This window comes from Micromonospora krabiensis (assembly GCF_900091425.1).
GTDB lineage: Bacteria > Actinomycetota > Actinomycetes > Mycobacteriales > Micromonosporaceae > Micromonospora > Micromonospora krabiensis.
Genome location: NZ_LT598496.1, coordinates 457,393 through 480,061, shown reverse-complemented (window position 1 = coordinate 480,061; position 22,669 = coordinate 457,393). Strand labels below are relative to the sequence as shown.

The following is a 22,669-nucleotide window of genomic DNA, read 5'->3' as shown; positions in this document are numbered from 1 at the left end:
CGTGCGATGGCTCCGGTGACGACCTGGACCGGCCAGGACGCGAACGCGCTCCGGAATGCGTTGCGGATGAGCGTGACCGCCTTCGCCGAGCACCTCGGCGCGGCGCGGCGGACCGTGGCCAAGTGGAGCAGCCAGGGCGACAACGTGCTCCCCCGCGCGGACATGCAGGCCGCGCTGGACACCGTGCTGGCCCGGGCCACACCTGAGGTGCGGGAACGCTTCGAGGCGCTGCGCGCGGTTGGCACCAGCGGTGCGGCTGTGGGTGCCGCGCGGCCGGATGGCGGCGCGTATGCGGATACTGACAGAGACGGCGACTCCGGCTCGGATGGTGACGTGCGACGCAGAGATCTCCTACGCGGGGCGGCCATCGGCGTCGCCGCCGCGCCCAACGTCGCGCCGCTCCTCGACGCGCTCCTCTCGCCCGCGCGACCGGACGCTGCGGTGCTGTCCATGCCGCAATTCACTCAAGCCGTCGCCGCCGCCAAGGTCGACTATCAGGCCTGCCGGTACGAGCGCGTACTCGACCGGCTTGTGACGCTGTTGCCCTCCCTCGAACCGGTGAAGTCCGGCGCGGAGGGCGATCAGCGGCCACGGGTCGAGGTTCTGGCCGCCGACATGTACCACGTCGTCGGCAGCGTCCTGCTGAAGGTGGGCGATCGCGGGATGGCCCTGGTAGCAGCCGAACGGAGCACCCACGCCGCGGCCAGGAGCCAGGACCCGGTGGCGATCGCCACGAGCGCCCGGATCATGACCCATGCACTCATGGGCAGTGGCCACGACGATCAGGCGGTGACCCTCGCCGCGAACGCGGCCGGCTCGCTCGACCGGGACACCCGCCTCACGTCGACCGATGCGGTGGCCGTCTACGGCGCCCTCGTTCTTCGAGGGGCCATCGCCGCTGCCCGTCGAGATGACCGGGACACCGCGAACGCGATGCTCGATGAGGCGACCGACGCTGCGACTCGCCTCGGCTACGACGGCAACGACCGGTGGACCGGCTTCGGCGCCACCAATGTCCTGCTGCACCGGATCCACGTCGCGCTGACCCTCGGCGACGCCGGAACAGCCATCGCGATCGCCCGCACCGTTCCGCTGGACAAGGTGAGGCTGGCCGAGCGCCGGGCGTCTCTCTACGTCGACGTGGCACGCGCCTACACGCAGTGGGGACGCTACGAGCACGGACTCAGCGCGCTGCGCACCGCGTACGAGGTGGCACCCGAGGAGATCCGTTGCCGACCGGCGGTCCAGCGCATTGCAGGCGACCTCGCCATGCTCGCCACGGGCTCTGTTCGTACCGCCGCCGTTGGTTTCGCCCGGAGCGCTGGGATCCAGTGGTGACCGGCGGCCATCTCCAGATCGTCGTCTGCGGCGCCGATCCGGCCGCCGAGGTATCCAAGCTCGTCAGGGCTGCACAGAGTCAATCCTGGACAGCAGCGGTCACGGCCACGCCGAGCGCGATGAACTTCATCGAACCGCAGTCGCTCGAGAGCCTCACCGGTCATCCGGTCCGGTCGACCTACCAGTCGTCGCCGGGCACCCGGCGGTCGCTTCCCGCAACCGACGCCCTGGTCATCGCTCCCGCGACCTACAACTCGATCAACAAGATCGCCCTCGGCCTGGCCGACAACTACGCCATGACCTCGGTCGCCGAGCTGATCGGACGGCAGGTGCCGACCGTCATCGTCCCGTTCGTCAACGCCGCCCTCGCCGCACGGGCGCCGTTCCGGCACGCCGTAGCCAACCTCCGCGACGAAGGGGTCCGCGTCCTGCTCGGTCCCGACGACCAATGGGAACCGCATCCGCCCGGCAGCGGCAACGAGCAGCAGAAAGCCTTCCCCTGGACGGTGGCCTTCGACACAGCCGCCCAACTCGCCCAGGAACCCCGAACGGCCGCTACCGGCCAACTCTGAATACCTGTGTGCCGCCGTCTGCCACCGGATGCCCGTCGACAGAAGACGGGCTCTTGGTAAGGCGAGCCCCGCCGCGATATGGCGAACACCCGGTCGGCGCGAGACCGCCCGTGTGATGCCGGGTCCAGATCGGCGGCCGAATCCTCGCTCCCGGGCATGCGCGCCGCCTACCCACCAGACGAGGACCTGTCCACGGCGGTCGAGGACGCGGCCTGATTGATCATTGCCCCGCCGGCGCGGGTGAAGGCACCGGCGGGGCAATGATCACCTGGTCCTTACTACCTCTTGGCGATCTTGATCGTCGCCGTACGGTAGTTGTTGCGTCTGTCGTTCTTCGTCGGGTCGTAGTTCTTCTCGATGTTGCCGGCGCTGTCCACCGAGAACCAACGGAACGTCGTCGTCTCGGTCACGTGGAACACCTGCCCCGGCTCCCGGAACTCGGTGGCCGCGTAGCGCGGCGACTGGAGCGTGGGACGGCTGCCGTCGGTCGTGTAGTAGATCGTGGCCGGCTCGCTGGTCTCGAAGCGTACGTCCACCGGCCCGCGGTAGGTCCCCGCGCCGGGAACGAGCTGCGATGTCGGGTTCTTCCGGTCCCGGCCCCAGTCCGCCGCGACCCGGAACATCTCCATGATCCCGTTGGCGTACTCCATCGTCTCGGCGTGGCCGCTGACCAGCTCGGGGTTCCCCGTCCACTCCGGCTGGAACGAGCCGCCCTGCCATCCCCCCGTGGCCGGGTTGTAAACGGAGCCGCCGACCTCCCAACCGAAGGCGTAGATCCCGTAGGTGTAGTACAGGTCCTCGCGCACGTTGCCGGCGGAGGAGTAGAGGACGTCGGAGGAGCCGCCGACGTTCTCCGGCGTGACGACTGTCTCCCGGTGCGCCTTGACCTGCGACAGGATCCGGGCCGCCGACTGCCAGTAGAACGCCTCGTCACCAAGCGGTGGGCGCGGCGTGGTGATCCGCCCGTCCGCGATGTACGCGCCGGGCTGCCAGAACAACTGACCGCCGTTGGAGTGCACCGACATCATGAACTTGATGTTCGAGTACTTCTCGACCAGCCAGATGATGTTCTTCGACTCGGGCTCGGACAGCTCCTCCGGCCCCTGGTAGGTGCCGCTGACGCAGTTGGTCGACCCACCCGCGTAGCCGTCGTGACCCGACGCGACCCGGTAGTTCCGGTTCAGGTCGACGCCCCAGGAGTTCCGCTGCCCCGGGTCGGCCGCCGCGTCCGGGCAGTGGTTCGTCATGTTCTTCCGCTGCGAGGCGAAGTTGTAAAAGCTGTAGTTCGCCCCGTCGGGGTTGTTGGAGAGGATGAAGAAGACGTCGGTGTTGTCGACGATCTTCTTCGTCTCCCGGTCGGAGCGGTAGTTGTGCACCAGACGCTCGGCCGACTCCAGGCTGGTCGTCGCCGGCACCCACTCGCGGGCGTGGTCCTGCGCCTGGATCAGGACGCCGGGCTTCGTACCGTCGCGGTGCTTGCCGATGCGCAGGACGGGAATCGTGACCGGACCCCGAGGCACCTCACCCTCCGGCGCGCCGACACGCTTCTGGTCGAGGAAGTCGGACAGCGCCACCGGGCCGGCTGTCGGCGCGACGATGCCGGTGCCCGCGTTCGTCCGGTACGGGTGCGCGCGGTCGATGACACCCTGCGACCGGGTACGCAGCGCGTCCGCCACCTCGGTGGCCGTACTCGCCGGCGCACCGGAGGCATCAGTGGCGAGCAGGACGCGGACCGCCGTACCCGCGACCTCCACGGCGAGCGGAAGATCCGCCTCCGAGCGGTCCACGAACTCGACTGTGACGTCGTTGCCGCCCTCGTGACCCCAGGCGGCCGAGCTGACCACGACCGCCGACTGCCCCGTGCCGCCGATCGTGGCCTGCGCCTTGCGCTGGTAGCCGTTCGTCTGGTTCGGCAGGTAGACGATCTCGGCGATGTCCGGGTACTGGCGGGCGATCTCCCGGGCGCGGCTGTAGAGCTGCTGCGGGTGCTTGTAGCCGTCCACGAAGTCCGATTTGTAGGACGGGTTCGCCGTCAGCGGCGGCGGCGCGTCCTCCAGCCAGTCGGAGACCGCGCCGGTGGCGACACCGCCCGTCGAGCTGGTGACCCGGATCTGGTTCGGGCGGGCGTCGAGCTTGAACAGGTTCCTGTGGAACATGTACTGCCCCGAGTCGACGAACCGGCTCATCGTCCGGGGGAAGCCGAAGGACGTGCCTCTGCCCGAGTCGTTCTCGAGCTGCATCTCGACGACGGGCTCTTCCTGCTGCCCCTCGGTGGTGCGCGCCTCGACGTACAGGAAGCCCTGGCCCTTGGTGGTGAACCAGTCGGCACGGGCGATCCGTACCGTCGCCTCGTGGCTGGCCGGCTGCGCGGTGCGGACGGCGGCGTTGACCTGGATGCCGCCGTCGGCCTCGTCACTCCAGGCGAAGCCCTCATCGTCGCCGAGGACCTCGACGCCCATCGCCGTCAGTTCGGCGATCTCCCCGGCGGTGACCACCACCTCCCCCTCGATGCCGGTCGGCACGCGCCGCAGGCCGTGGTCGAGGTCGAAGCCGGCGGCGACGACCTTGTCCAGCAGGTCGGCGCCCGCCAGCCTGACGCGTACGCGGCGGACCTCGTCCCGGCTCTCCAGCTCGGCTCGGGCAGAGCCGACAGTGGTGCTCGTTCCCGTGGGATCCGCGCCCGCGGGCCCGGTCGACACGAGGACACCCGCCATCAGGGCGGGCAGCGCCACGAACGCGATGCGTCGTGGTGTGCGTCGCATACTCCCCTCCTTCATGCTCGCAGTAGTCCACATAGGATGGACGGTTGACGCTCGCGCAACCTGGGCGTGGCGATGGTCGGCGTGGCGAGAAGGTCCAAGGGTCGTGCGCGAGTCCGGTGAGCGTATGCGCGTCGGCGGCCGCATCGGCCTGGATCGAAGTAATTTGAGCATTACTTGAGGCGTCGCGAGGTCGGCCGCGTCGCCCGCCCCTCGCCGAGCCCCGGTGACCGGATGCGGTTGATCCGGCGTCGGCACGCCGTCCGGCCGCTCATGGGCGACGAGGCTCTCGCCTGACGTTCCGGACACGTCCGGCCCATCGACTCCGGAACGAACCAACGGTGCGCGCCGCACGTAGACGAGACCCGCGTGCAGTCCGGGCAACGCCGACCCGGTCCAACGGCTCCCGAGCACCCACCGAGCCACCAACACCCGCCGGCAGACGCGAAAGGGCCTCGACCCGGTGTGAGCCACCAGGTCAGGACCTTGATCGTTGGTGCGCCGCCAGGGACTCGAACCCCGAACCCGCGGATTAAGAGCCCCGCCTATGTCGTGTTCATGGGTCCCACGTGGCATCGACGGTCCCACGTGCCCGTGCTGATCCAGCGTCTGCGGCCGCTGGGTGCCAACCGCTAACTACCTGTCCCCGGCGAGCGAGCACCCGACGAGCACCCGCACATCGCGGCGGAGCCGACACGGAAGCCAGCCGAGTTGGCCGGCGGTTGGACTTCGACCTGGTCTTCACAACCGGCATCGATACCCCATCGAGCCGCGGAACCTTAACCGGCACTTCGTCCGGCTCATGGCGCTGGCCGGAAGGGGTCAGGCCCGGTCCAACCGGACCGGGCCTGACCCCTGAACCCCTTACTTACCAGGGTCTGAGCGTTGCGGGTTCTCTGCGAAGACCTGAGCCGCGACCTGGTAGCCGTCGAACGCGCGTGCTACGCCAGCGTAGGCCGCGACCTGAAGAAAGACTTCGACGATCTCTTCCTTGGCGGCGCCGGCGTTGAGCGCGATGCGAAGTTGACCACGGAGGGGCTCCAGGACGCCGAGTGTCGCCGCGATGGTGACGGACACCAGTGCCCGCGTCCGTGTATCTAGGTGCTCGGTGCGCGGCCAGACGTCGCCGAAGGCGTGCATCGTCGCGATCCGTTTGAAGTCTGCGCCGTTAGCTGGCTCACCCGGCGTGGCGCCAAGAAAGCGCTCCAAGCGGAAGCCCAGCAGACGCTCAGCCGTGTCCAGCGCGGCGGCATACCCCGGGTCTGTCGGATGGTTCGTCGTCACGATAATCACTCTTCCATCTATAAGGACAAAGCAGGCGAGATCCGGCATCTCGAAGGTGACTGAGGATCGTCACCTCCGTCGAGCTGATCAAGTCGCATGTCGGGACCGGGCAGCGTCTCGCTGTGGGAGCCATGCTGACGGCCGCTGGCCGGCCCCGGTGGCGGTTGCCGGGACCGGCCAACCGATCGAGCCGCCTGCTGCCCCAAGCGAAGTCAGCGCGTGGTCAGGAGATCTGCCAATCAATCGGCTGCTCGCCCGGAGCCGGGATCAGCGCGGTGAACAGCGGACTGGGCTTTGCGAGGACGGCGTTACGGAACTCCGCCCAGTAGCCGTCGGTGCCCAGGATCTGCTTGGCCCTGGGAATGGCTGCCGAGTCCGGCGCGGAGTAGTAACGTACCTTGGTGTTGTCCCCGTCGACGGCGGCTCGGTACACGACATCGGCGGTGATCGACGGGTCGGAGCCGGTTGGCGCGTTCTTGGAGAAGAACGCATCGATTCCAGCCTGATAGTCCGCAGGGACGTCCTGCGCAATGTCGATCTTCGTGAAAATGCGGGTGGAGTGCTGTCCGGGCAGGACGGCCTTGACCGCGATGCCGAAGGCGGCCACCTCCAGGCTCATCCCCTCGCTGAGCGCCGCCACGGCTGCCTTGGAGGCGGCGTAGACGGCGCTGTACGGATAACCCTGCTCGGCGGTCAACGAGGAGATGTTGATGATCGTTCCGGAGCGCTGGGCGCGGAAGATCGGCAGGAAGGCCCGGCTGAGCGCGATCAGTCCGAACACGTTGGTCTGGAACTGCCGGTGGATCTGGTCCATGCTGCTCACCTCCACCGGCCCCATCTGGTAGAAACCCGCATTGTTGACCAATACGTCGACCTGTCCGAACTGCTCCACGGCGGTCTGCGCGAAGGACCCTGCCGCCTGCTCGTCATCGACGTCCAGCAGCAGCGTCCTGACCCGCTCCAACTCGTCGTGCACGGTCAGGTCGGCCTCCTTGCGGACCGTCGCGACCACGTTCCAGCCTTCGGCGGCGAACTTCTTGACGATGGCCCGGCCCATTCCAGTCGCGGTACCGGTCACCACGATTGTTTTCGACATGGAGCGCTTCCTCCCCTATTAGTCCCCGCCCGGACATTCGTGCCCGCTAGGGGCTTTGCTGCTGTCCGGGCAAGTGGTGGCTTGCTGATGCGTCCAAGTGTCATCGTGGTTCATCGGGCCGGCCAGGTTCGGTTCTTCATGGGAAAGTTCATCATGGGAAAGACAGTCCCAGGTATCCGCCGAGGCCCGGGGGTAGATTGGGTTTCATGTCCAATCGCCCGGCGTCTGCCGTGAGCAATCCGCTTGCCGAGTTTCTGCGGGCCAGTCGTGCACGTATCCGGCCGGACGACGTCGGCCTACCCGACGGCGGCCGACGGCGCCGCGTTCCCGGGCTGCGCCGTGAAGAGGTCGCCCAGCTGGCCAATGTCAGCGCGGACTATCTGGCCCGGCTCGAGCAGGGACGCGTCACCAGTGCGTCACCCGAGGTCCTCGACGCCCTCGCGGACGCGCTTGGTCTCGACCGCGACGGCCGGGAGTACTTGCACTCGATCGCAGGGCAGAAACAGCGCCCAGGATCCCGTACTCAGACCACGTCGCGGGTTGACCCGCAGACCCAGCGATTGCTCGATAGCCTGTACGAAGTTCCCGCCTACGTATTCGGCCGGAGACTGGACATCCTCGCCTGGAATCCCCTGGCCGCTGCCTTGTTCACCGATTATGGGGCACTGCCGGAGCGGCACCGGAACCTTCTCTGGCTCACTTTCCTCGATCCGGGTTACCGGGAATTGAACACCGACTGGGCCAGGGCCGCCCAGGAATGCGTCGCCTATCTACGCATGGAGGCCCGGAACTACCCGAACGATCAGCGCCTGGCCGAACTTGTCGGGACTCTCTCCGTCAAAGACGCGGACTTTCGCACATGGTGGGGCGGCCACCTCGTGACCGGCGCCACGCTGCGCCGCAAGATTTACCAGCACCCACTGGTCGGCCCACTCACCCTCGATTCACAGCAATTCGACGTCAGCGGCAAGCCCGACCAGCACCTCGTGGTGTTCACCGCCGAACCAGACAGCTCATCCCACGAGGCACTGAAGTTGCTCGCCCAGTGGGCGAACACGCCGGTGGCTTGAAATCCCCGTTCCGAAAATGCCCTGCCTCGAATCCAGCATCGTGGTTGTAGACCCGACCCGTGGCCGGGTCGTGCGCGTCGTGATCGATCACAAATTGTGGCCTGGGGCGAGCGGCAGCCACTACCGCATCGCCTGGAAGGTCAACCTCGACCTGCTGGAGAAGCTCGTCTCCCACGAACCTCACGCTCGCCGACTCGAGGTGTTCGCCTACGGCCGCTTCAAGGGTCAGCGCGTCCTCATCATGGACGACGAGATAGCGACCGGGCTCACCCTCACCAACCTCGTCACCGCGCTCCGCAGTGCCGGATTTATCCGCAAGCAGGGCGCCCTGTCCACCCCGGCACGGAACCGTCCAACGGCTCCCGAGCACCCGTCGATCACCCAGGTCCCGGCCAGGAGCACGAAAAGGGCCCTGGCAGGCACAGAAGTGCCAGGGCAGGGCCTTGATCGTTGGTGCGCCGCCAGGGACTCGAACCCCGAACCCGCGGATTAAGAGTCCGCTGCTCTGCCAGTTGAGCTAGCGGCGCGCACTGACAACGGCGAGCACACTAACACGTCCCCGGATCGGCGTTCGGGCCGCCCCGGGGCCGGGCCGGGTCGGCCCGGCCCCGGGGGTGGTCGGTCAGCTCCGCAGGCTCCACTGCTGGTTGGTGCCACCGTTGCAGGACCAGAGGATGATCTTCGTGCCGTTGGCGGTGGCGGCGCCATTGGCGTCGAGGCAGAGCCCGGACTGGGCGTTGGTGATGGTGCCGTTGGCGTTGACGTTCCACTGCTGGTTGAGCCCGCCGTGGCAGTCCCAGATGATGACCTGGGTGCCGTTGGTCGTGCCCGCCCCGGAGGCGTCCAGGCACTTGTTGCCGTACACCGTCAGTTGCTTGCCGGCGGTGGAGGTCCACCGCTGGTTGGTGCCGCTGCCGCAGTCCCAGAGCTGCACCTGGGTGCCGTTGGTGGTGCTGGAGTTGGGCACCTCGACGCACCGGCCCGACTGACCGCCCACGAGTTGCGCGCCCTGCTGACCGCCGCCGCTCTGCTGGCGGACGAGGAAGGTCGACTCCGCGGACCGGTTGCCCTGGGCGTCCACGACGTAGAGCCGGTACTCCCCCGGCGCCGTCGGCACGGCGATGGACGTGGCGGTGCCGACCGCCCTGATCATCGTCGGGCCGGCGGTGAAGGTGGTGGTCCCGGAGGGGGCCAGCCAGACCGACCTGGTGGCGTCGCCGGTGCTGCGGATCGGGATCGAGGCCGTCGCGCTGGTGACGTACGTGCTGGCCGGCAGCACGTAGTTCGGCGCGGAGAAGGTGCTCGCCGGGGCGATGTCCCGGTACGCGTCCTCCAGGCCGGAGTTGGCGGCGATGCCGTACGCCGCGGCCGGCCAGACGTAGTCGGAGGAGACGAGGATGTCGCCGATGGTGCTGTTCGGCAGGTTCTTGTTCGAGACCTTGTTGATCGGGCCGTAGATCTGCGTGATGCTCAGGTCGTGCTTCCGGCCGAAGTCGTCGGAATTGATCATCCAGGTGACGTTCTTGTCGATGCTCAGCACGTTGTCCCGGAACGTGATGAACGCCGACCCCTCGTCCGGGTGCAGCCCGTACTTGTGGCCCGCAGGAACGCCCTGGAGGTAGTTGTTGGTGATCGTGGTCCCGGGCTGGCTGCCGAGCGTGTAGATGGGCGCCGTGTCGCTGAGGCGCTGCACCGTGTCGATGATGTGGTTGTAGCTGATCGTGTTGTTGCGCGCCGTCGTGGTCGGCCGGTTCGGCGCGATCGAGCCCGACGACCCGTCGAAGTTCCACCAACCCCAGCCCATCGTGATGCCGGACCAGGGGGCCTTCTCGATCCGGTTGCGCTGGATCGTCAGGGTGTCGACGAAGTACGCCGAGATGGGGCTGTGCCCGTTGAACAGGACCGCGCTGTCGTACAAGTAGTTGTTCTTGATCTCAATGTTCTTCGGCAACCCCTCGACCTGCGGGAGGTACTTCTCCCGGTTGCTCGACGTGCCGTCACCGATGTAGACGTGCTGGGGATGGCCGACGTCGATGGCGGAGCCGGCGATGTCGTTGGTGTAGTTCCCGATCAACTGCGTGTTCTGCACGTCGTTGACCATGCTGATGCCGTCGGCACCGGTGTGCTGGATCCGGTTGCGTTGCAGGAGGATCCCGTCGGCGTTCTGCACCTGGACGATGCCGGGCGTGACGTCGACGTTGCGGTAGTAGTAGACGTGGAAGTTGCCCTTCGCGTACGCCTGCGCACCGAGGTTGCCCTGCTGCGCCTGCTTGAAGGACGAGCCGGCGACGTTGAAGAGGTTCCAGTCGGAGTGCTGCACGGTCAGACCGGAGAAGGTGATGTTGCGGGCGTGGTTGGTCGTCGAGGTGCCGGCGACCCGCAGCACCGTGGTGACGTTGTTCGGCGCGTAGACGGTCGCGGTAGCCATGTCCTCGGCGCTGGCCTTGTAGTAGTAGACCGTCTTGGTGCCCTTGTCGTAGTAGAACTCACCGGGCGCGTCCAGGAACTCGTACGCGTTCATGAGCTTGTGGGTGCCGCCGACCTGAGCGTTGCCGTTGAAGGCCCCCTGGGCGATGGCCGCGCCGGGCTGCTGGAACAGTGCGACCCGGGTCCCGCCGTCGGTGGTCACCTGCCGGACGCCCACGATGGCGGTGGTCCAGGTGGTGCCCGTCTCGATCTCGATGTCGTCCTGGTTGCGCGCGATCGCCGGGAAGTCGTTCTGGTTGTACCTGGCGCCGTCGCACTGCGACCCGGACTCCCAGGCCCAGGCGGCCTGACCGGCGGTGATGGCGTACGTCCCGTAGCACCCGCCCGAGCTGACCGTCTTCGACGCCATGTGGGCGCGCTTGTCGTTGACGTAGAGCGCCCGGAGTTTGTTGGCGCGGTCCAGGGGCGCCTTCCAGATGTTGCCGCTGTGCTGGGTCCAGCCCGTGACCGGCACTCCGCCGTCGAGGACCGGCCTCTCGTTGGCGTACGCGGCGTACGTGATCCGGTATCCGTTCGTGCCGGAGTCGGCGGCGCCGAACTCGACGGTGCTGCTGATCGGATAGGTCCCGCCGCGCAGGTACACGTTGATGTCGCCGGTCATGTTCGCGTTCACCGTGCGGACGACGTCCCGGGCACGTTGCAGCGTCTTGAACGGGGACTGGAGAGTGCCGGGGTTGGTGTCACTGCCGCCGGGCGCGACGTAGAAGGTCTGTTGCACCGCGGCGGAGGCCGCCGTCTGGTGTGCCATCACCGCCGGCAGCGTGGCGGAGACCAGCACCGCGACCGCCAACAATGACGTGCGGGCGGTGGAGACGATCGTTTTCACGCACTGCTCCTCTCAGGTGCCGTCGACGTGGGACCCGCCTAGGCATCGAGAGTAGGTAATACGTGTGACCAATACAACCGTCGATGTAACATTGCCCATGCACGAGTGGTAACAAAGATGGGCAGAGCGCTCGGGATCGCTTCTGCGCCGCCCGGCGTCATCTGACGAATCCGGGCGGGCAACCGGACTGAGCAGCCCGCGAGGCGCCGACGCCCCTCGGATCCCGAGCCTCCTTCGGCGTACCCGAGCAAGGCCCGACCCGGCAGACGACTACCAGGTCGGGGCCTTGCTCGCGGCGGCGTGGACCGCCGGGATCGCCCCGCGCCCCACGCCACGCCACCGTCAGGCCCGCATGAAGCGGCTCACCGGCAGCGGCCGGTTCACCACCCGCACGTCACCGATCCAGCCGTAGAAGCCCTGCTCCACGATGCGGTCGTAGTGGTACGCCCCGAGCAGCCACGGCTCGTTCGACGTGGCCAGGCCGACCGCCGGGGTGGACGGGTTGCGCAGCAGTTCGGCGCCGTCGACGTACAGGGTGGTGGTCTTCCCGTCGTTGACCACCGCGACGTGGAACCACTCGTCGGCGGGCATCTCGTGGCCCCAGTTGCTGGAGATGTCGTTCTGGTTGAGCGGGAAGACGGCCCACTGCAACGCCATGCCGTCCGAGAGGCTCAGCGTGGCGATCGGCTCCGACGGGTCGCCGCCGGTCTTGCCCGCGTCCCGACCGGCGCCGAAGCGGCTCAGGATGCTCATCCAGGCGTGGTTGCTCGACCGGACGTCGGCGGGCAGCTTGACGAACGCCTCGATGGTGTAGCCGTTGCGGAAGGTCTCGGCGTTGAGCGGGGCGGCGTCGACGGTCCGCAGGTACGCGCCGCGCGCCGGTTTCTTGGCGCCGTCGAAGCGGAGGCTGGCGTGCGCCGGCTGGTCGGGGTGGTGCTCGCCGGACCAGCGCAGCGCGTCCGGCCCACTACCGTCGAGGGTCACCCGGGTGAGATGGTTACCGCGTCCGGAGAGGTCCTCGATCCGGGTGCCGTCGGGCACCGCGACGCCGTCACCGCGCCCCTTGTCGAAGCGCCAGTAGGCCAGCGTGCCGGGGACCAGCATGGTCGCCGGGTTGCGGGGCGCACGCGGCGGCACCGGGGCGAAGCCGGCGAACCGCTCCGCGAAGTCGATCCCGAGGCTGAAGCGGTTGGTCCCGTCGGTCAGCTCCAGCTCCCGCTGCTCCAGCGCGTTGCGCTGCTCGGGCCGCTGCCCGAGGATCCACGGCGAGAAGGTCTCCACGTCGATCGTGTTGCGGGTCAGGTCGAACTGGTAGAGGCGGATCATCGCGCTGCCGCCGTAGTAGCGGTCCTGGTAGTTGGTGATGTGCAGGTGTACGTCGTGCCCGGCGCCATTGCGCAGCACGGTGCGGCCGGGCGGCCAGTAGTGCCCGTTGAGGGTGAGGAAGATCTGGTCGCTGTCCGCGACGAGTTCGGCCCAGAGCCGCTGGCCGTGCTCGGAGAGGGTCGCCGTCCCGCTGTCGTCGGCGTACACCATGTCGTGCGTGGTGAGGATGACCGGGGTGCGCGGATGCGCGGCCAGGACCGACTTCGCCCAGGCGAGTCCGGCGTCCGACGGACGCCAGTCGAGCGCCAGCAGCAGCCACTGCCGCCCGGCGGCGGTGAAGAGGTGGTAGGTGTTGTAGCCGTCCTTGGTCGACCCGCCGTACGTCGGCAGCTTCCGGAACCGCTGCGGCCCGAACACGTCGAGGTAGGGGCTCGGGCCCCGCTGGTCGGTGGTGGACGAGTTGATGTCGTGATTGCCGGCGAGCACGCTGTACGGCATCCGTTGCCGGTCGAAGGCCTCGAAGACCTTGCCGGCGGCGGCGAGTTCGTCGGCTCGGGCGTTCTCGACGATGTCGCCGAGGTGGGCGGTGAAGACGATGTTCCGCTCCGCCTGGTTGTCGATGATCCACCGCAGACTCGCCGCCAGCGGCGCCGGGTCACCGCGGTCGGCGTCGAAGAGGTACTGCGTGTCCGGGATGACGGCGAGCGTGAAGCGGGGCAGGTCGGGGTCGGGTCGACCGCTACCGCCGTGCGCGCTGGCCGACGCGGGGGCGAGGGCCCCGACGGTGCCGGCGCCGACCAGACCGGCACCGACCAGGCCGGCGCTCTGCAGGAATCGGCGCCGACTCGGGCCTTCTTGCATGGGACTGCTCCTCGGATCGGGTGATGCTCCGGGCCCAGTACGCCCCCCGACCACGAACGTTGATCATGGCGCCCGGCAACGCCGCCCGAACTCCCCGTGAATCCTCCCGAGGATCGGACGGAAGCGGACGGCGACCAGGGAATGAACCCCGGCCGCCGTCCGTGGGTCAGGCCCGGAAGTAGTGCCCCTCGTCCAGGTCGGCGAGAAGACCGGGGTGGGTCGGGGTCCAGCCGAGCAGGTCGCGGGTGATCGCGGCCGACGCCGGGCTGTCCAACTGTGCGAACGACGCGAGGAAGCCGAAGTAGTCGCCCGCCGCCTCGGGGACGATGCTCCGGACCGGGACGCCCAGGTTGCGGCCGATGGCGGCGGCGATCTCGGCGAACGGGACTCCCTCGTCGGCGACCCCGTGCAGGCGCGAGCCGGCCGGCGCCGTTTCGAGGGCGAGCCGGTAGAGGTGGGCGGCGTCGAGGGTGTGCACGGCCGGCCACCGGTTCGCGCCCTCGCCGACATAGGCGGCGTACCCGTGCCGACGCGCGGCCGCGATGATCACCGTGAGGAAGCCGTTGCGGTCGAGCGAGCTGTGCACCGTGGGCGTGAGGCGGACGATCGAGGAGCGCACACCTCGCGAGGCGAGGCCGGCGACGAAGTTCTCCGCATCGACCCGGTAGCCGCCCGAGAACACGTCCCGTTCGGTGCCGGGGCGGCCGACGACACCGCCCAACGCGAGCATGGCCGTGCCGCTCGTGCCGACCAGCGCCTTGCCGGAGCCGGCCAGGCCGTCGGCCAGCGCCGTGAGGGCGGCCAGGTCGACCTCGGCGGCGGTGGCCAGGTCGCCGGAGACCAGGAGGTCGTGGCGAAACGCCAGGTGGATCACGCCGTCGGAGGCGGCCGCCTCCTCGCGCAGCGTGTCAAGGTCGGACAGGTCGCCGCGGCGCACCTGGGCGCCGAGCTTCTCGACCGCCGCGGCCGCCGCGTCGGAGCGGGCCAGCCCGACGACCTGGTGTCCGGCGGAGAGCAGTTCCGGCACGACCGCCGAGCCGAGGTGGCCGGAGGCGCCGGTGACGAATACGCGCATCGTGGTTCCCTTCCCAAGGACCGATGTCATCTTGCGACATCACGCTACACCGTGATGTCACCATGCGACATGGCTCAACCGAAGGAGATGTCACCGTGTGACGTCAGATACGATCGTCTCCATGGCCCGCTGGCAACCGGACGCGCGCGGCCGCCTGGCGGCGGCCGCGCTGGAGCTGTTCCACGAGCGAGGCTTCGAACAGACCACCGTCACCGACATCGCGGCCCGCGCCGGGCTCGACAAACGCACGTTCTACCGGCTCTTCGGCGACAAGCGCGAGGCGCTGTTCAGCGGCGACAACCTGCTGGCGGAAATCCTGGTCAAGGCGGTCGCCGAGACCGACGCCGACCCCTTCGAGACGGTGGTCACCGCCTTCCGTCGGGTGGCGGAGGAGATCTTCGCCGACCGACTCGACCTCGTGCGGATGCGCCAAGCCATCATCGACGGCAGCCCCGAGCTGCAGGAGCGGGAACTACGCAAGACCAACAGGCTGGCGGCCACGGTCGCCGCCACCCTGCGCGCCAAGGGCGTCGGCGACACCACCGCCACCCTGGCAACCGAATCGGGCGTCACGGTCTTCCGGGTGGCATTCGCCCGCTGGGTCGCGCCCGGCCGCGACGTCGCGCTCACCGACCTGATCGCCGAGGTGGCCGCCGAGCTGCGCGCGGTCACGTCGGCCTAGGGCTGACTCCCGAAGCAGGACCTCGACCGGTTGCCGTCGGCTCGCCTGCCTCGACGGGCGCGGCCTGGCGTGGCAGGGTCGCCGTTCCGGCCACACGCCAGCGCCCGGAGGAAGGCGCCTGCGCGTTGTCGGCCGCCGCGCCGTGGCCGCGACAAGATCCTCCAACCAGAGGTACGGGTCAGCACCCTCATCCGCCAGCGTCGCCACGTCGCCACTATCCCGACGCGCGCAGCGCACCGGTGCCCAGCTGCCGGCATGGCGACTCGGCGACCCGTCCGCCGTCGGTGTGAGGCGAAGCACCGGCAGAACTCGAACCAGGTCGGCGCGGGACTCGTGTGGGAGGTGTTTCCCATCCCGATCTTCTCGGAAGGCAATGCCTCGCCATGGACCACGGTCAGAACTCGTCGCAGGACAGCGTTGCGATCAGCATGGATGCCGCCCTGCGGCTCGCCACCGAGACGGTCGGGCCGGTGCTGCTTCCCGGCGAGGAGGGGTATGACGCCGAGTGTGCGTCGTACAACCTCGCCGTCCCGCAGCGGCCGGCGCTCGTGGTGGGTGCCGCAAGGGTCGCGGATGTTCAGGCCGCCGTCCGCTTCGCGGCCGAGCAGGGCCTGCCGGTCGCCGTGCTGGCCACCGGTCACTCCGCACACTCCTCGGCCGGAGCGGTCCTGGTCAACACCCGACGGATGGACGCGGTCACCATCGACGTCGAGGCGCGTACCGCCCGGGTCGAGGCCGGCGTCCGGTGGCAGCAGGTCGTCGACGCCGCGGGCAAGCACGGTCTGGCACCGCTGAACGGGGCCTCGCCCACCGTCGGGGTCGTCGGGTACACGCTCGGCGGCGGGTTGAGCCCGATCGGCCGGACCTTCGGCTTCGCCGCCGATCACGTACGCCGGATCGAGCTGGTCACCGCGGACGGTCAGCTGCGGGTGGCGACCGCCACCGAGGAGCCGGAGCTGTTCTGGGCCCTACGGGGTGGCAAGGGCAACTTCGGCGTGGTGACCGCGCTGGAGTTCAACCTCTTCCCGGTCAGCCACCTCTACGGCGGCGGCCTCTTCTTCGCTGGTGAGCGCGCGGCCGAGGTGTTCAACGCGTGGGGCCGGTGGAGCGCCGACGTGCCGGACGAGATGAACTCGTCGATCGCGTTGCTGCAGCTCCCGCCCGTGCCCGAGGTGCCGGAGCCGCTGCGGGGCGGGATGGTGGTGCACGTTCGGATCGCTTACGTCGGATCCGCCGAGGAGGGGGAGCGCCTCGTCGCGCCGCTGCGCGCCATCGCCCCGGTCCTGATCGACTCGGTCACCGAGATGCCGTACACCGCGGTCGCCTCCATCCACGCCGACCCGCCGTTCCCGATCCCGATCGTGGACCGGTCCGGGCTGTTGCGGGAGTTCACCTCCGAGCTGGTCGACGCGATCGTCGCGCAGGCCGGCCCTGACGCGGGCAGCCCACTGGCCATCGTCGAACTCCGGCACCTGGGCGGAGCGCTGAACCGCCGCCCCCCGTCCGGCAACGCCATGGACCTGCAGGGGGCCACGTTCACCTGCTACGCGGTCGGGATCGGTGGCCCCGACCAGGCCGAGGCGATCCAGGCCCACCTGACCCGCGTGTTCGAGGCGATCCAGCCCTGGAGCACCGGCCGGCGGTTCGTGAACTTCCTGACCGCCGGCGACGTCACCGCCGAGGCGGTCGCCGAGGCCTACCTGCCGGAGACGTACCGGCGCCTGGCCGCGATCAAGGGCAGCTACGACCCGACGAACATGTTCCGGACCACCCACAACATCATTCCCGCTTGAACGGACCGCAGCTCACCCGTGGGTCGAGGCGGAGGCGGACGCCGTGCGCCGGCGGCGGGCGTCAGGCCCGCCGCCGGCCGTAGGCTGCACCTCGTATCTCATGGATGGGAGGTCGAGGTGTCCGAGACGACGCTGACCGGGACGGCCGTGGCCGAGGTGATGGCCGAGCTCGCCACGCTCGACGACCCGAGGATGCGCGAGGTGAACCTGCGGCACGGTGACGATCACGGTGTGCACCTCGGCAAACTTCGCGCGGTCGCGAAGCGGCTGAAGACCCAGCACGACCTCGCCCGCCGGCTCTGGGCGACCGGTGACACCGCGGCGCGGCTGCTGGCGATCCTGATCTGCCGGCCGAAGGCGTTCGAGCGCGCCGAACTCGACGTCATGGTGCGTGCGGCGCGCTCGCCCAAGGTGCACGGCTGGCTCGTCAACTACGTGGTGAAGAAGAATCCGCACGCCGAGGAGCTGCGCGTCGCCTGGTTCGCCGACCCGGATCCGGTGGTCGCGAGCGCGGGCTGGGAGCTGACCACCGAACGCGTGGCGAAGAAGCCCGGGGGCCTCGATCTCGCCGGGCTCCTCGACGTCATCGAAGCACGGATGAAGGACGCCCCGGATCGCCTGCAGTGGGCGATGAACCACTGCCTGGCCCAGATCGGGATCGAGCACGCCGGGCACCGCGCCCGTGCGATCGACATCGGCGAGCGCCTCGAGGTGCTCAAGGACTATCCGACCGCCCCGGGCTGCACGTCCCCGTACGCGCCCATCTGGATCAGCGAGATGGTGCGTCGACAGCACGACAGGTAGGGCACCCGTCCCCGTGCCGCGCGTCGAGGTCAGAAATACCAGACCTCGGTCAGCTAATCTCGGTGCTCGTGGGAACTGACCGCATCGAGCGGATACGCGACTTCAACCGCTTCTACACCGAGCGCCTGGGCTTGCTCACCGATCAGTACCTCGGGCTTGACCGCCCTCTCGGGCCGTCTCGGCTGCTCTGGGAGATCGATGACCGCACCACCGTTCGCGAGCTACGTGACCGCCTCGGTCTGGATTCCGGCTATCTGAGTCGACTCCTGCGGACCCTGGAGAAGCAGGGACTGGTCCGCGTCGTCCCACATCCCGCCGACGGTCGAGCCAGGATCGCCGAGCTGACCGACACCGGCCGACGGGAACGCGTCGTCCTCGACGACCGATCCCGTGCCGGTGTCGCCGCTCTGCTCGGCGAGCTCAGCCCGGCCCAGCAGGATGAGCTGGTCGCCGCCCAGCAGCAGGTCCGGCGACTGCTGCGCCTGGCCACGGTCACGATCACCGCCGTCGCCGCCGACGACCCACGGGCCCGGCGGTGCCTGCGCCGGTACGCGGCAGAGTTGGCCGAACGCTTCCCGGAGGGCTACGACGAGGCGACGTTGACCCGGCCCGAGGACCTGGACGGGACGCTCCTGCTCGCCTGCGAACGCGACGATCCCGCCGGGTGCGGGGCGTGGGTCCGGCTGACACCAGGCGTCGCGGAGATCCGCCACCTGTGGACCGATCCGACAACCCGCGGGCTCGGCCTCGGCCGGCGCCTCCTGGAACAGTTGGAGACCGACGCCGCCGCCCACGGCGTGGGCACGGTCCGGCTGGGAACCCACCGTTCACTCGCCGAGGCGATCGCTCTGTACCGCAGCAGCGGATACCGCGAGGTCGACGCCTACAGCACCTCGCCGTACAACCAGCTCTGCTTCGAGAAGCACCTCTGATCCGCGGACCGGGGGGCGCTCCACGACGCCCGTCCGACAGATGACACCGCGCTGCCGGTTCAGAGGTAACTGATACCGCTGAGTTCCTCGGCAGCCGCCCAGAGCCGCCTGCCGACGGCCGGGTCGACGGCCTCACGGCTCAGCCGCGCCTCGGTGACCGGGCCCCGGGTCTCCCAGAGTCGGGACGGGCCGAAGAACTGCCCGCCCCGCACACCGGGGTCGGTCGCCGCGCGCAGCTGCGGCAGCGCCCCCTGCTCGACCGACTGGGTGGCGACCAGACCCAGCCGCGCGATGACCTGCCCGAGCCGGCCGCGGTGTTCCCAGGCACGCGGCGTGAGGTTGCTGCGGGTGAGCCCGGGGTGCGCCAGCGCGCTGACGATCGGCGAACCGGCGGCGCGCAGTCGACGGTCCAGCTCGACGCCGAAGACCGTGGTGGCCAGCTTCGACCGCCCGTAGGCGGCAGCCGCCCGGTAGTTCCGCTCGAACATCAGGTCGTCGAAGTCGAGGTGCGCGTTCTTGTGGGTGATGGAGCTGAGACTCACCACCCGGGCGTTCCGCGCCCCGCAGAGGGCGCCCAGCAGCAGACCGGTCAGCGCGTAGTGGCCCAGCATGTTGGTGGCGAACTGCAATTCGAAGCCGTCGGCCGTCGTACGCCGGGGGCCGAGCAGCACCACGCCGGCGTTGTTGACGAGCAGGTCGATCGTCGCGTGGTCGGCGGTCAGCTTCGCGGCGAACGCGCGTACCGAGTCGAGGCGGGCCAGGTCCAGTTCGCGCACCTCGACGTCGCCGCCGATGCGGCGGGCGGCCTGCTCGCCGGCGGCGGTGTTGCGCACGGCCAGCACGACGTGGGCGCCACGGCGGGCCAGCTCGGTGGCGGTGACCAGGCCGAGGCCCGAGTTCGCGCCGGTCACGACGGCCACCCGGCCGTGCTGGTCGGGGATGCGGTCGGTGGTCCATCCGGTCATCTGCTGCTCCTCGGTGCGGGGTACGCGTCGAGCGAGGACGCTAGGAGCGATCCGGTCCGGCTCGGTCGTACGCGGTTGCCTAGGTCCACGGGACCTACCGTGCGCGTCCGGGGAGGCGGCACACTGGCGGCATGAGCAGCGCGCATCCGTACGCCCGCGAGCTCGGCGCCTTCCTCCGCGCCCGGCGCGGCCGACTGCGGCCACACGACGTCGGCCTGGAGCCGGGCGGCCGGCGCAAGGTGACCGGGCTGCGGCGTGAGGAGCTGGCCCTGCTGGCCGGGTTGAGCACCGACTACTACCAGCGGATGGAGCAGGGTCGGGAGGTGCGCCCCTCCGACGACGTCCTGGACGCGCTCGCCGGCGCGCTCGGCCTCGACGACGTGGAACGCCGGCACCTGTTCACGCTGGCCCGCGCCGCCCGCCGGCCGGTGCCCGTACGGCCCGACCGTGGCCCGGAGCGGGTGCCGGAGGGCACCCGTCGGCTGCTGCGGGTGATGGACGCCCCGGCTGTCGTCCTCGGTCGGCACCTGGACCTGCTCGACTGGAACCCGATGGCCGAGGCGCTGCTCGGCGACCCGGTGGGCTTTCCGCCCGACCGGCTCAACATGCTCCTGCTCCTGTTCGACGACACGCTGACCGGGCAGCGGAGCTGCCCGGACTGGGAGCGGCAGGCGCTGGACTACATCGGCATGATGCGCGCCGCGGTCGCCGCCGACCCCACCCATCCCCGCGCCACCGCCGTCGTCGGCGAGCTGAGCATCCGCAGCGCCGAGTTCCGGCGGCTGTGGGCTCGCCACGACGTCCGCGCTTCGGTCAGCGGCACCAAGACCTTCCGGGCGCCCGAGGTGGGTGACATCGTCCTGGACTGGGACACCTATCCGCTCCCCGGTAACCCCGGGCCGGTCCTGCTGGTCTTCACCGCCGAGCCGGGAAGCCCCGACGCGGACCGGTTGCAACTGCTGGCGTCGCTGCACGCGACCCGCTCCGCCCGAGGAACGACCTCAACTACATGGCCTTAGGCTTCTAGCTACAGGGTGTAGGCTGGGGACATGGCACGAGCGAACCTGACCCCGGCGGTCGTCATCACGGCGGCGGCGGACCTGGCCGACCGGGAAGGATTCGACGCGATCACCCTGTCGGCGCTGGCCCGCCGCTTCGGGGTGCAGACCGCGAGCCTCTACTCGCATGTCCGCGACCGCTCCGCGCTGCTGGACAGCGTGCACGAGCTGGCCCTCGGTGAGCTCGCCGACCGGATCGCGATCGCCATCGGCGGCCTCTCCGGCCGAGACGCGCTCGTCGCCCTGGCCGACGCGCACCGCGACTACGCCCGCCAGTTCCCTGGCCGCTGGGCGGCCCTGCAACGCCCCGCCGCGGCGTCGACCGTCCAGTCGGAGGCGGCCGGTCAGGTCGTCGCGCTCACCCTGGCGATGCTCCGCGGCTACCGGTTGCCGGAGACCGAGCTCGTGCACGCCACCCGGCTGCTCGCCGCGACCATCAACGGCTTCCTGGCGCTGGAGGCGAGCGGCAGCATCGCGCATCGCGAGCCTCCGGCCGAGCTCTCCTGGCGGCGAGCGTTGGACGCACTCGACACGGTCTTCCGGTCCTGGCCCACCGAAGGGAACTCCTGATGCCCATCCGGCCCGACCTTCTCCGCGGCGTCGCCGAGGTCGAGGTCACCCCGCGCGGCCTGCGGCCCCACCGGCTGCCCGCCTGGGTGCGCGAGCAGTTCCCGGACGGGCAGCTGCTCTCGATGGAGGCCCAGCCCTCCGGCGCACGCCTCGTGTTCGGGACGGCGGCCAGCACGATCAAGCTGGTGAGCCAGCCGACCCGGATCGCCTACACGGGCGCCGAGCGACCGCGCGGGCGCATCGACGTGTACGCCGACGGCGAGCTCACCGTCCGCGACGTGCTCGACGGCGGCGACCGGATCGAGGTCGACCTGGCCAGCGGCCAGACCACTTTCCATCCCGGGCCGACACACACGACCACGGTCTCCGGTCTGCCCGCGGGCCGGCACCGCATCGAGGTCTGGCTGCCGCACAACGAGAGCGTCGAACTGGTCGAGCTGCGAGCCGACGCGCCCGTCGAGCCGGACGACGCCAGCCGGCCGCTGTGGGTGCACCACGGCAGCTCGATCAGTCACGGCTCGAACGCGCTGGCGCCCAGCGAGATCTGGCCGGCCGTCGCCGCCCGCCGCGCCGGCGTCGAGCTGCGCAATCTCGGCCTGGGCGGCAGCGCGCTGGTCGACCCGTTCCTGGCCCGCGTGATCCGCGACGCCCCGGCCGACTACATCAGCGTCAAGCTCGGCATCAACGTCGTGAACCTCGACGCGATGCGACTCCGTGCCTTCGTCCCCGCCGTCCACGGCTTCCTCGACACGATCCGCGACGGGCACCCGGACGTCCCGCTGCTCCTGATCTCACCGCTGTTCTGCGGCATCCACGAGGACACCCCCGGCCCGGGCGCGATCGACCCGGCCTCGATCGGCACCGGCCAGGTGCGTTTCGTCGCGACCGGAACACCTGACGACGTCCCGTTGGGACGCCTGACGCTCCAGGTCATCCGGCGTGAGCTGCGCTCGCTGGTCGACCGGCGCGCGGCCGACAAGAACCTGCACTACCTCGACGGCACCGCCCTCTACGGCTCGGCCGACGCCGCCGAGTTGCCCCTGCCCGACGGCCTGCATCCGAGCCCCGAGGCCCACCAGCGGATCGGCGCCCGCTTCGCCGAGTACGCCTTCACCGGCGCCGGCCCGTTCGCCAGATGACCACCGAGCCCGTCGACGGTCGGACCGAGGCG

General features: G+C 69.7%; 17 protein-coding genes and 1 tRNA gene. 10 read left to right on the top strand and 8 right to left on the bottom strand.

Features of this window, described 5'->3' with window-relative positions; genetic code table 11:
- Positions 1 to 6: 6 nt before the first annotated feature.
- Both GA0070620_RS02175 and GA0070620_RS02170 read left to right on the top strand, forming a co-directional pair.
- Complete coding sequence (locus GA0070620_RS02175; RefSeq protein ID WP_091588015.1) at positions 7 to 1,338, top strand: hypothetical protein; 1,332 nt, start codon at positions 7 to 9, stop codon at positions 1,336 to 1,338.
- On the top strand, positions 1,335 to 1,910 hold the full coding sequence (locus tag GA0070620_RS02170) for a flavoprotein (RefSeq protein ID WP_091597819.1): 576 nt from the start codon (positions 1,335 to 1,337) through the stop codon (positions 1,908 to 1,910). The genes GA0070620_RS02175 and GA0070620_RS02170 overlap by 4 nt, the downstream gene beginning before the upstream one ends.
- Before the next feature lie 278 nt (positions 1,911 to 2,188).
- On the opposite strand, the gene GA0070620_RS02165 is transcribed toward GA0070620_RS02170, so the two are convergent.
- The 3 genes from GA0070620_RS02165 to GA0070620_RS02155 all read right to left on the bottom strand — a co-directional run bounded on the left by GA0070620_RS02165 (position 2,189) and on the right by GA0070620_RS02155 (position 7,049).
- A complete protein-coding gene (locus GA0070620_RS02165; protein WP_157741505.1) occupies positions 2,189 to 4,672 on the bottom strand; it encodes a M14 family metallopeptidase in 2,484 nt (827 codons plus the stop codon).
- A gap of 861 nt (positions 4,673 to 5,533) precedes the next feature.
- The gene (locus GA0070620_RS02160; protein ID WP_231922159.1) at positions 5,534 to 5,953 is read right to left on the bottom strand and encodes a carboxymuconolactone decarboxylase family protein; all 420 of its coding nucleotides are present in this window, start codon (positions 5,951 to 5,953) and stop codon (positions 5,534 to 5,536) included.
- Between the two features lie 223 nt (positions 5,954 to 6,176).
- Positions 6,177 to 7,049, bottom strand: a complete 873-nt coding sequence (locus tag GA0070620_RS02155) for an SDR family NAD(P)-dependent oxidoreductase (protein ID WP_091588006.1) — start codon at positions 7,047 to 7,049, stop codon at positions 6,177 to 6,179.
- A 206-nt stretch (positions 7,050 to 7,255) separates the two neighbouring features.
- Here GA0070620_RS02155 and GA0070620_RS02150 point away from each other — a divergent pair, with 206 nt between their 5' ends.
- The gene (locus GA0070620_RS02150) at positions 7,256 to 8,119 is read left to right on the top strand and encodes a helix-turn-helix transcriptional regulator (protein WP_091588004.1); all 864 of its coding nucleotides are present in this window, start codon (positions 7,256 to 7,258) and stop codon (positions 8,117 to 8,119) included.
- Positions 8,120 to 8,570: 451 nt separating this feature from the next.
- Here GA0070620_RS02150 and GA0070620_RS02135 read toward each other — a convergent pair.
- From GA0070620_RS02135 to GA0070620_RS02120, 4 genes are all read right to left on the bottom strand, one after another.
- Positions 8,571 to 8,646 (bottom strand) — tRNA-Lys (locus GA0070620_RS02135).
- 95 nt (positions 8,647 to 8,741) lie between these two features.
- The gene (locus GA0070620_RS02130; RefSeq protein WP_091587999.1) at positions 8,742 to 11,432 is read right to left on the bottom strand and encodes an RICIN domain-containing protein; all 2,691 of its coding nucleotides are present in this window, start codon (positions 11,430 to 11,432) and stop codon (positions 8,742 to 8,744) included.
- Positions 11,433 to 11,774: 342 nt separating this feature from the next.
- Positions 11,775 to 13,619 carry a LamG-like jellyroll fold domain-containing protein gene (locus GA0070620_RS02125; protein WP_091587997.1) on the bottom strand — a complete coding sequence of 615 codons (1,845 nt, stop codon included), beginning with the start codon at positions 13,617 to 13,619 and terminating at the stop codon, positions 11,775 to 11,777.
- Positions 13,620 to 13,785: 166 nt separating this feature from the next.
- Positions 13,786 to 14,694 (bottom strand): SDR family oxidoreductase, encoded by a 909-nt coding sequence (locus tag GA0070620_RS02120; protein ID WP_091587994.1) that lies wholly within the window; start codon positions 14,692 to 14,694, stop codon positions 13,786 to 13,788.
- A 121-nt stretch (positions 14,695 to 14,815) separates the two neighbouring features.
- Here GA0070620_RS02120 and GA0070620_RS02115 point away from each other — a divergent pair, with 121 nt between their 5' ends.
- The 4 genes from GA0070620_RS02115 to GA0070620_RS02100 all read left to right on the top strand — a co-directional run bounded on the left by GA0070620_RS02115 (position 14,816) and on the right by GA0070620_RS02100 (position 18,905).
- Entirely contained in the window at positions 14,816 to 15,376 is a 561-nt protein-coding gene (locus GA0070620_RS02115) for a TetR family transcriptional regulator (RefSeq protein WP_091587992.1), read from the top strand.
- A 383-nt stretch (positions 15,377 to 15,759) separates the two neighbouring features.
- Positions 15,760 to 17,169, top strand: coding sequence for an FAD-binding oxidoreductase (locus tag GA0070620_RS02110; RefSeq protein ID WP_231922157.1), 1,410 nt, complete (start codon positions 15,760 to 15,762; stop codon positions 17,167 to 17,169).
- A 159-nt stretch (positions 17,170 to 17,328) separates the two neighbouring features.
- Entirely contained in the window at positions 17,329 to 17,973 is a 645-nt protein-coding gene (locus tag GA0070620_RS02105; RefSeq protein ID WP_197677610.1) for a DNA alkylation repair protein, read from the top strand.
- A 68-nt stretch (positions 17,974 to 18,041) separates the two neighbouring features.
- On the top strand, positions 18,042 to 18,905 hold the full coding sequence (locus GA0070620_RS02100) for a bifunctional helix-turn-helix transcriptional regulator/GNAT family N-acetyltransferase (protein WP_091597813.1): 864 nt from the start codon (positions 18,042 to 18,044) through the stop codon (positions 18,903 to 18,905).
- A 59-nt stretch (positions 18,906 to 18,964) separates the two neighbouring features.
- Here the strand turns inward: GA0070620_RS02100 and GA0070620_RS02095 are convergent, their stop codons facing one another.
- The gene (locus GA0070620_RS02095; protein WP_091587987.1) at positions 18,965 to 19,870 is read right to left on the bottom strand and encodes an oxidoreductase; all 906 of its coding nucleotides are present in this window, start codon (positions 19,868 to 19,870) and stop codon (positions 18,965 to 18,967) included.
- A gap of 131 nt (positions 19,871 to 20,001) precedes the next feature.
- On the opposite strand from GA0070620_RS02095, the gene GA0070620_RS02090 reads away from it, so the two are divergent.
- From GA0070620_RS02090 to GA0070620_RS02080, 3 genes are read left to right on the top strand one after another with little or no spacing between them, the layout of a single operon-like run.
- Entirely contained in the window at positions 20,002 to 20,889 is an 888-nt protein-coding gene (locus tag GA0070620_RS02090; protein ID WP_091587984.1) for a helix-turn-helix transcriptional regulator, read from the top strand.
- Between the two features lie 30 nt (positions 20,890 to 20,919).
- A complete protein-coding gene (locus GA0070620_RS02085; protein ID WP_091587982.1) occupies positions 20,920 to 21,498 on the top strand; it encodes a TetR/AcrR family transcriptional regulator in 579 nt (192 codons plus the stop codon).
- Positions 21,498 to 22,637, top strand: a complete 1,140-nt coding sequence (locus GA0070620_RS02080) for a GDSL-type esterase/lipase family protein (protein WP_091587979.1) — start codon at positions 21,498 to 21,500, stop codon at positions 22,635 to 22,637. Before GA0070620_RS02085 ends, GA0070620_RS02080 begins: the two co-directional genes overlap by 1 nt.
- Positions 22,638 to 22,669 lie beyond the last annotated feature (32 nt).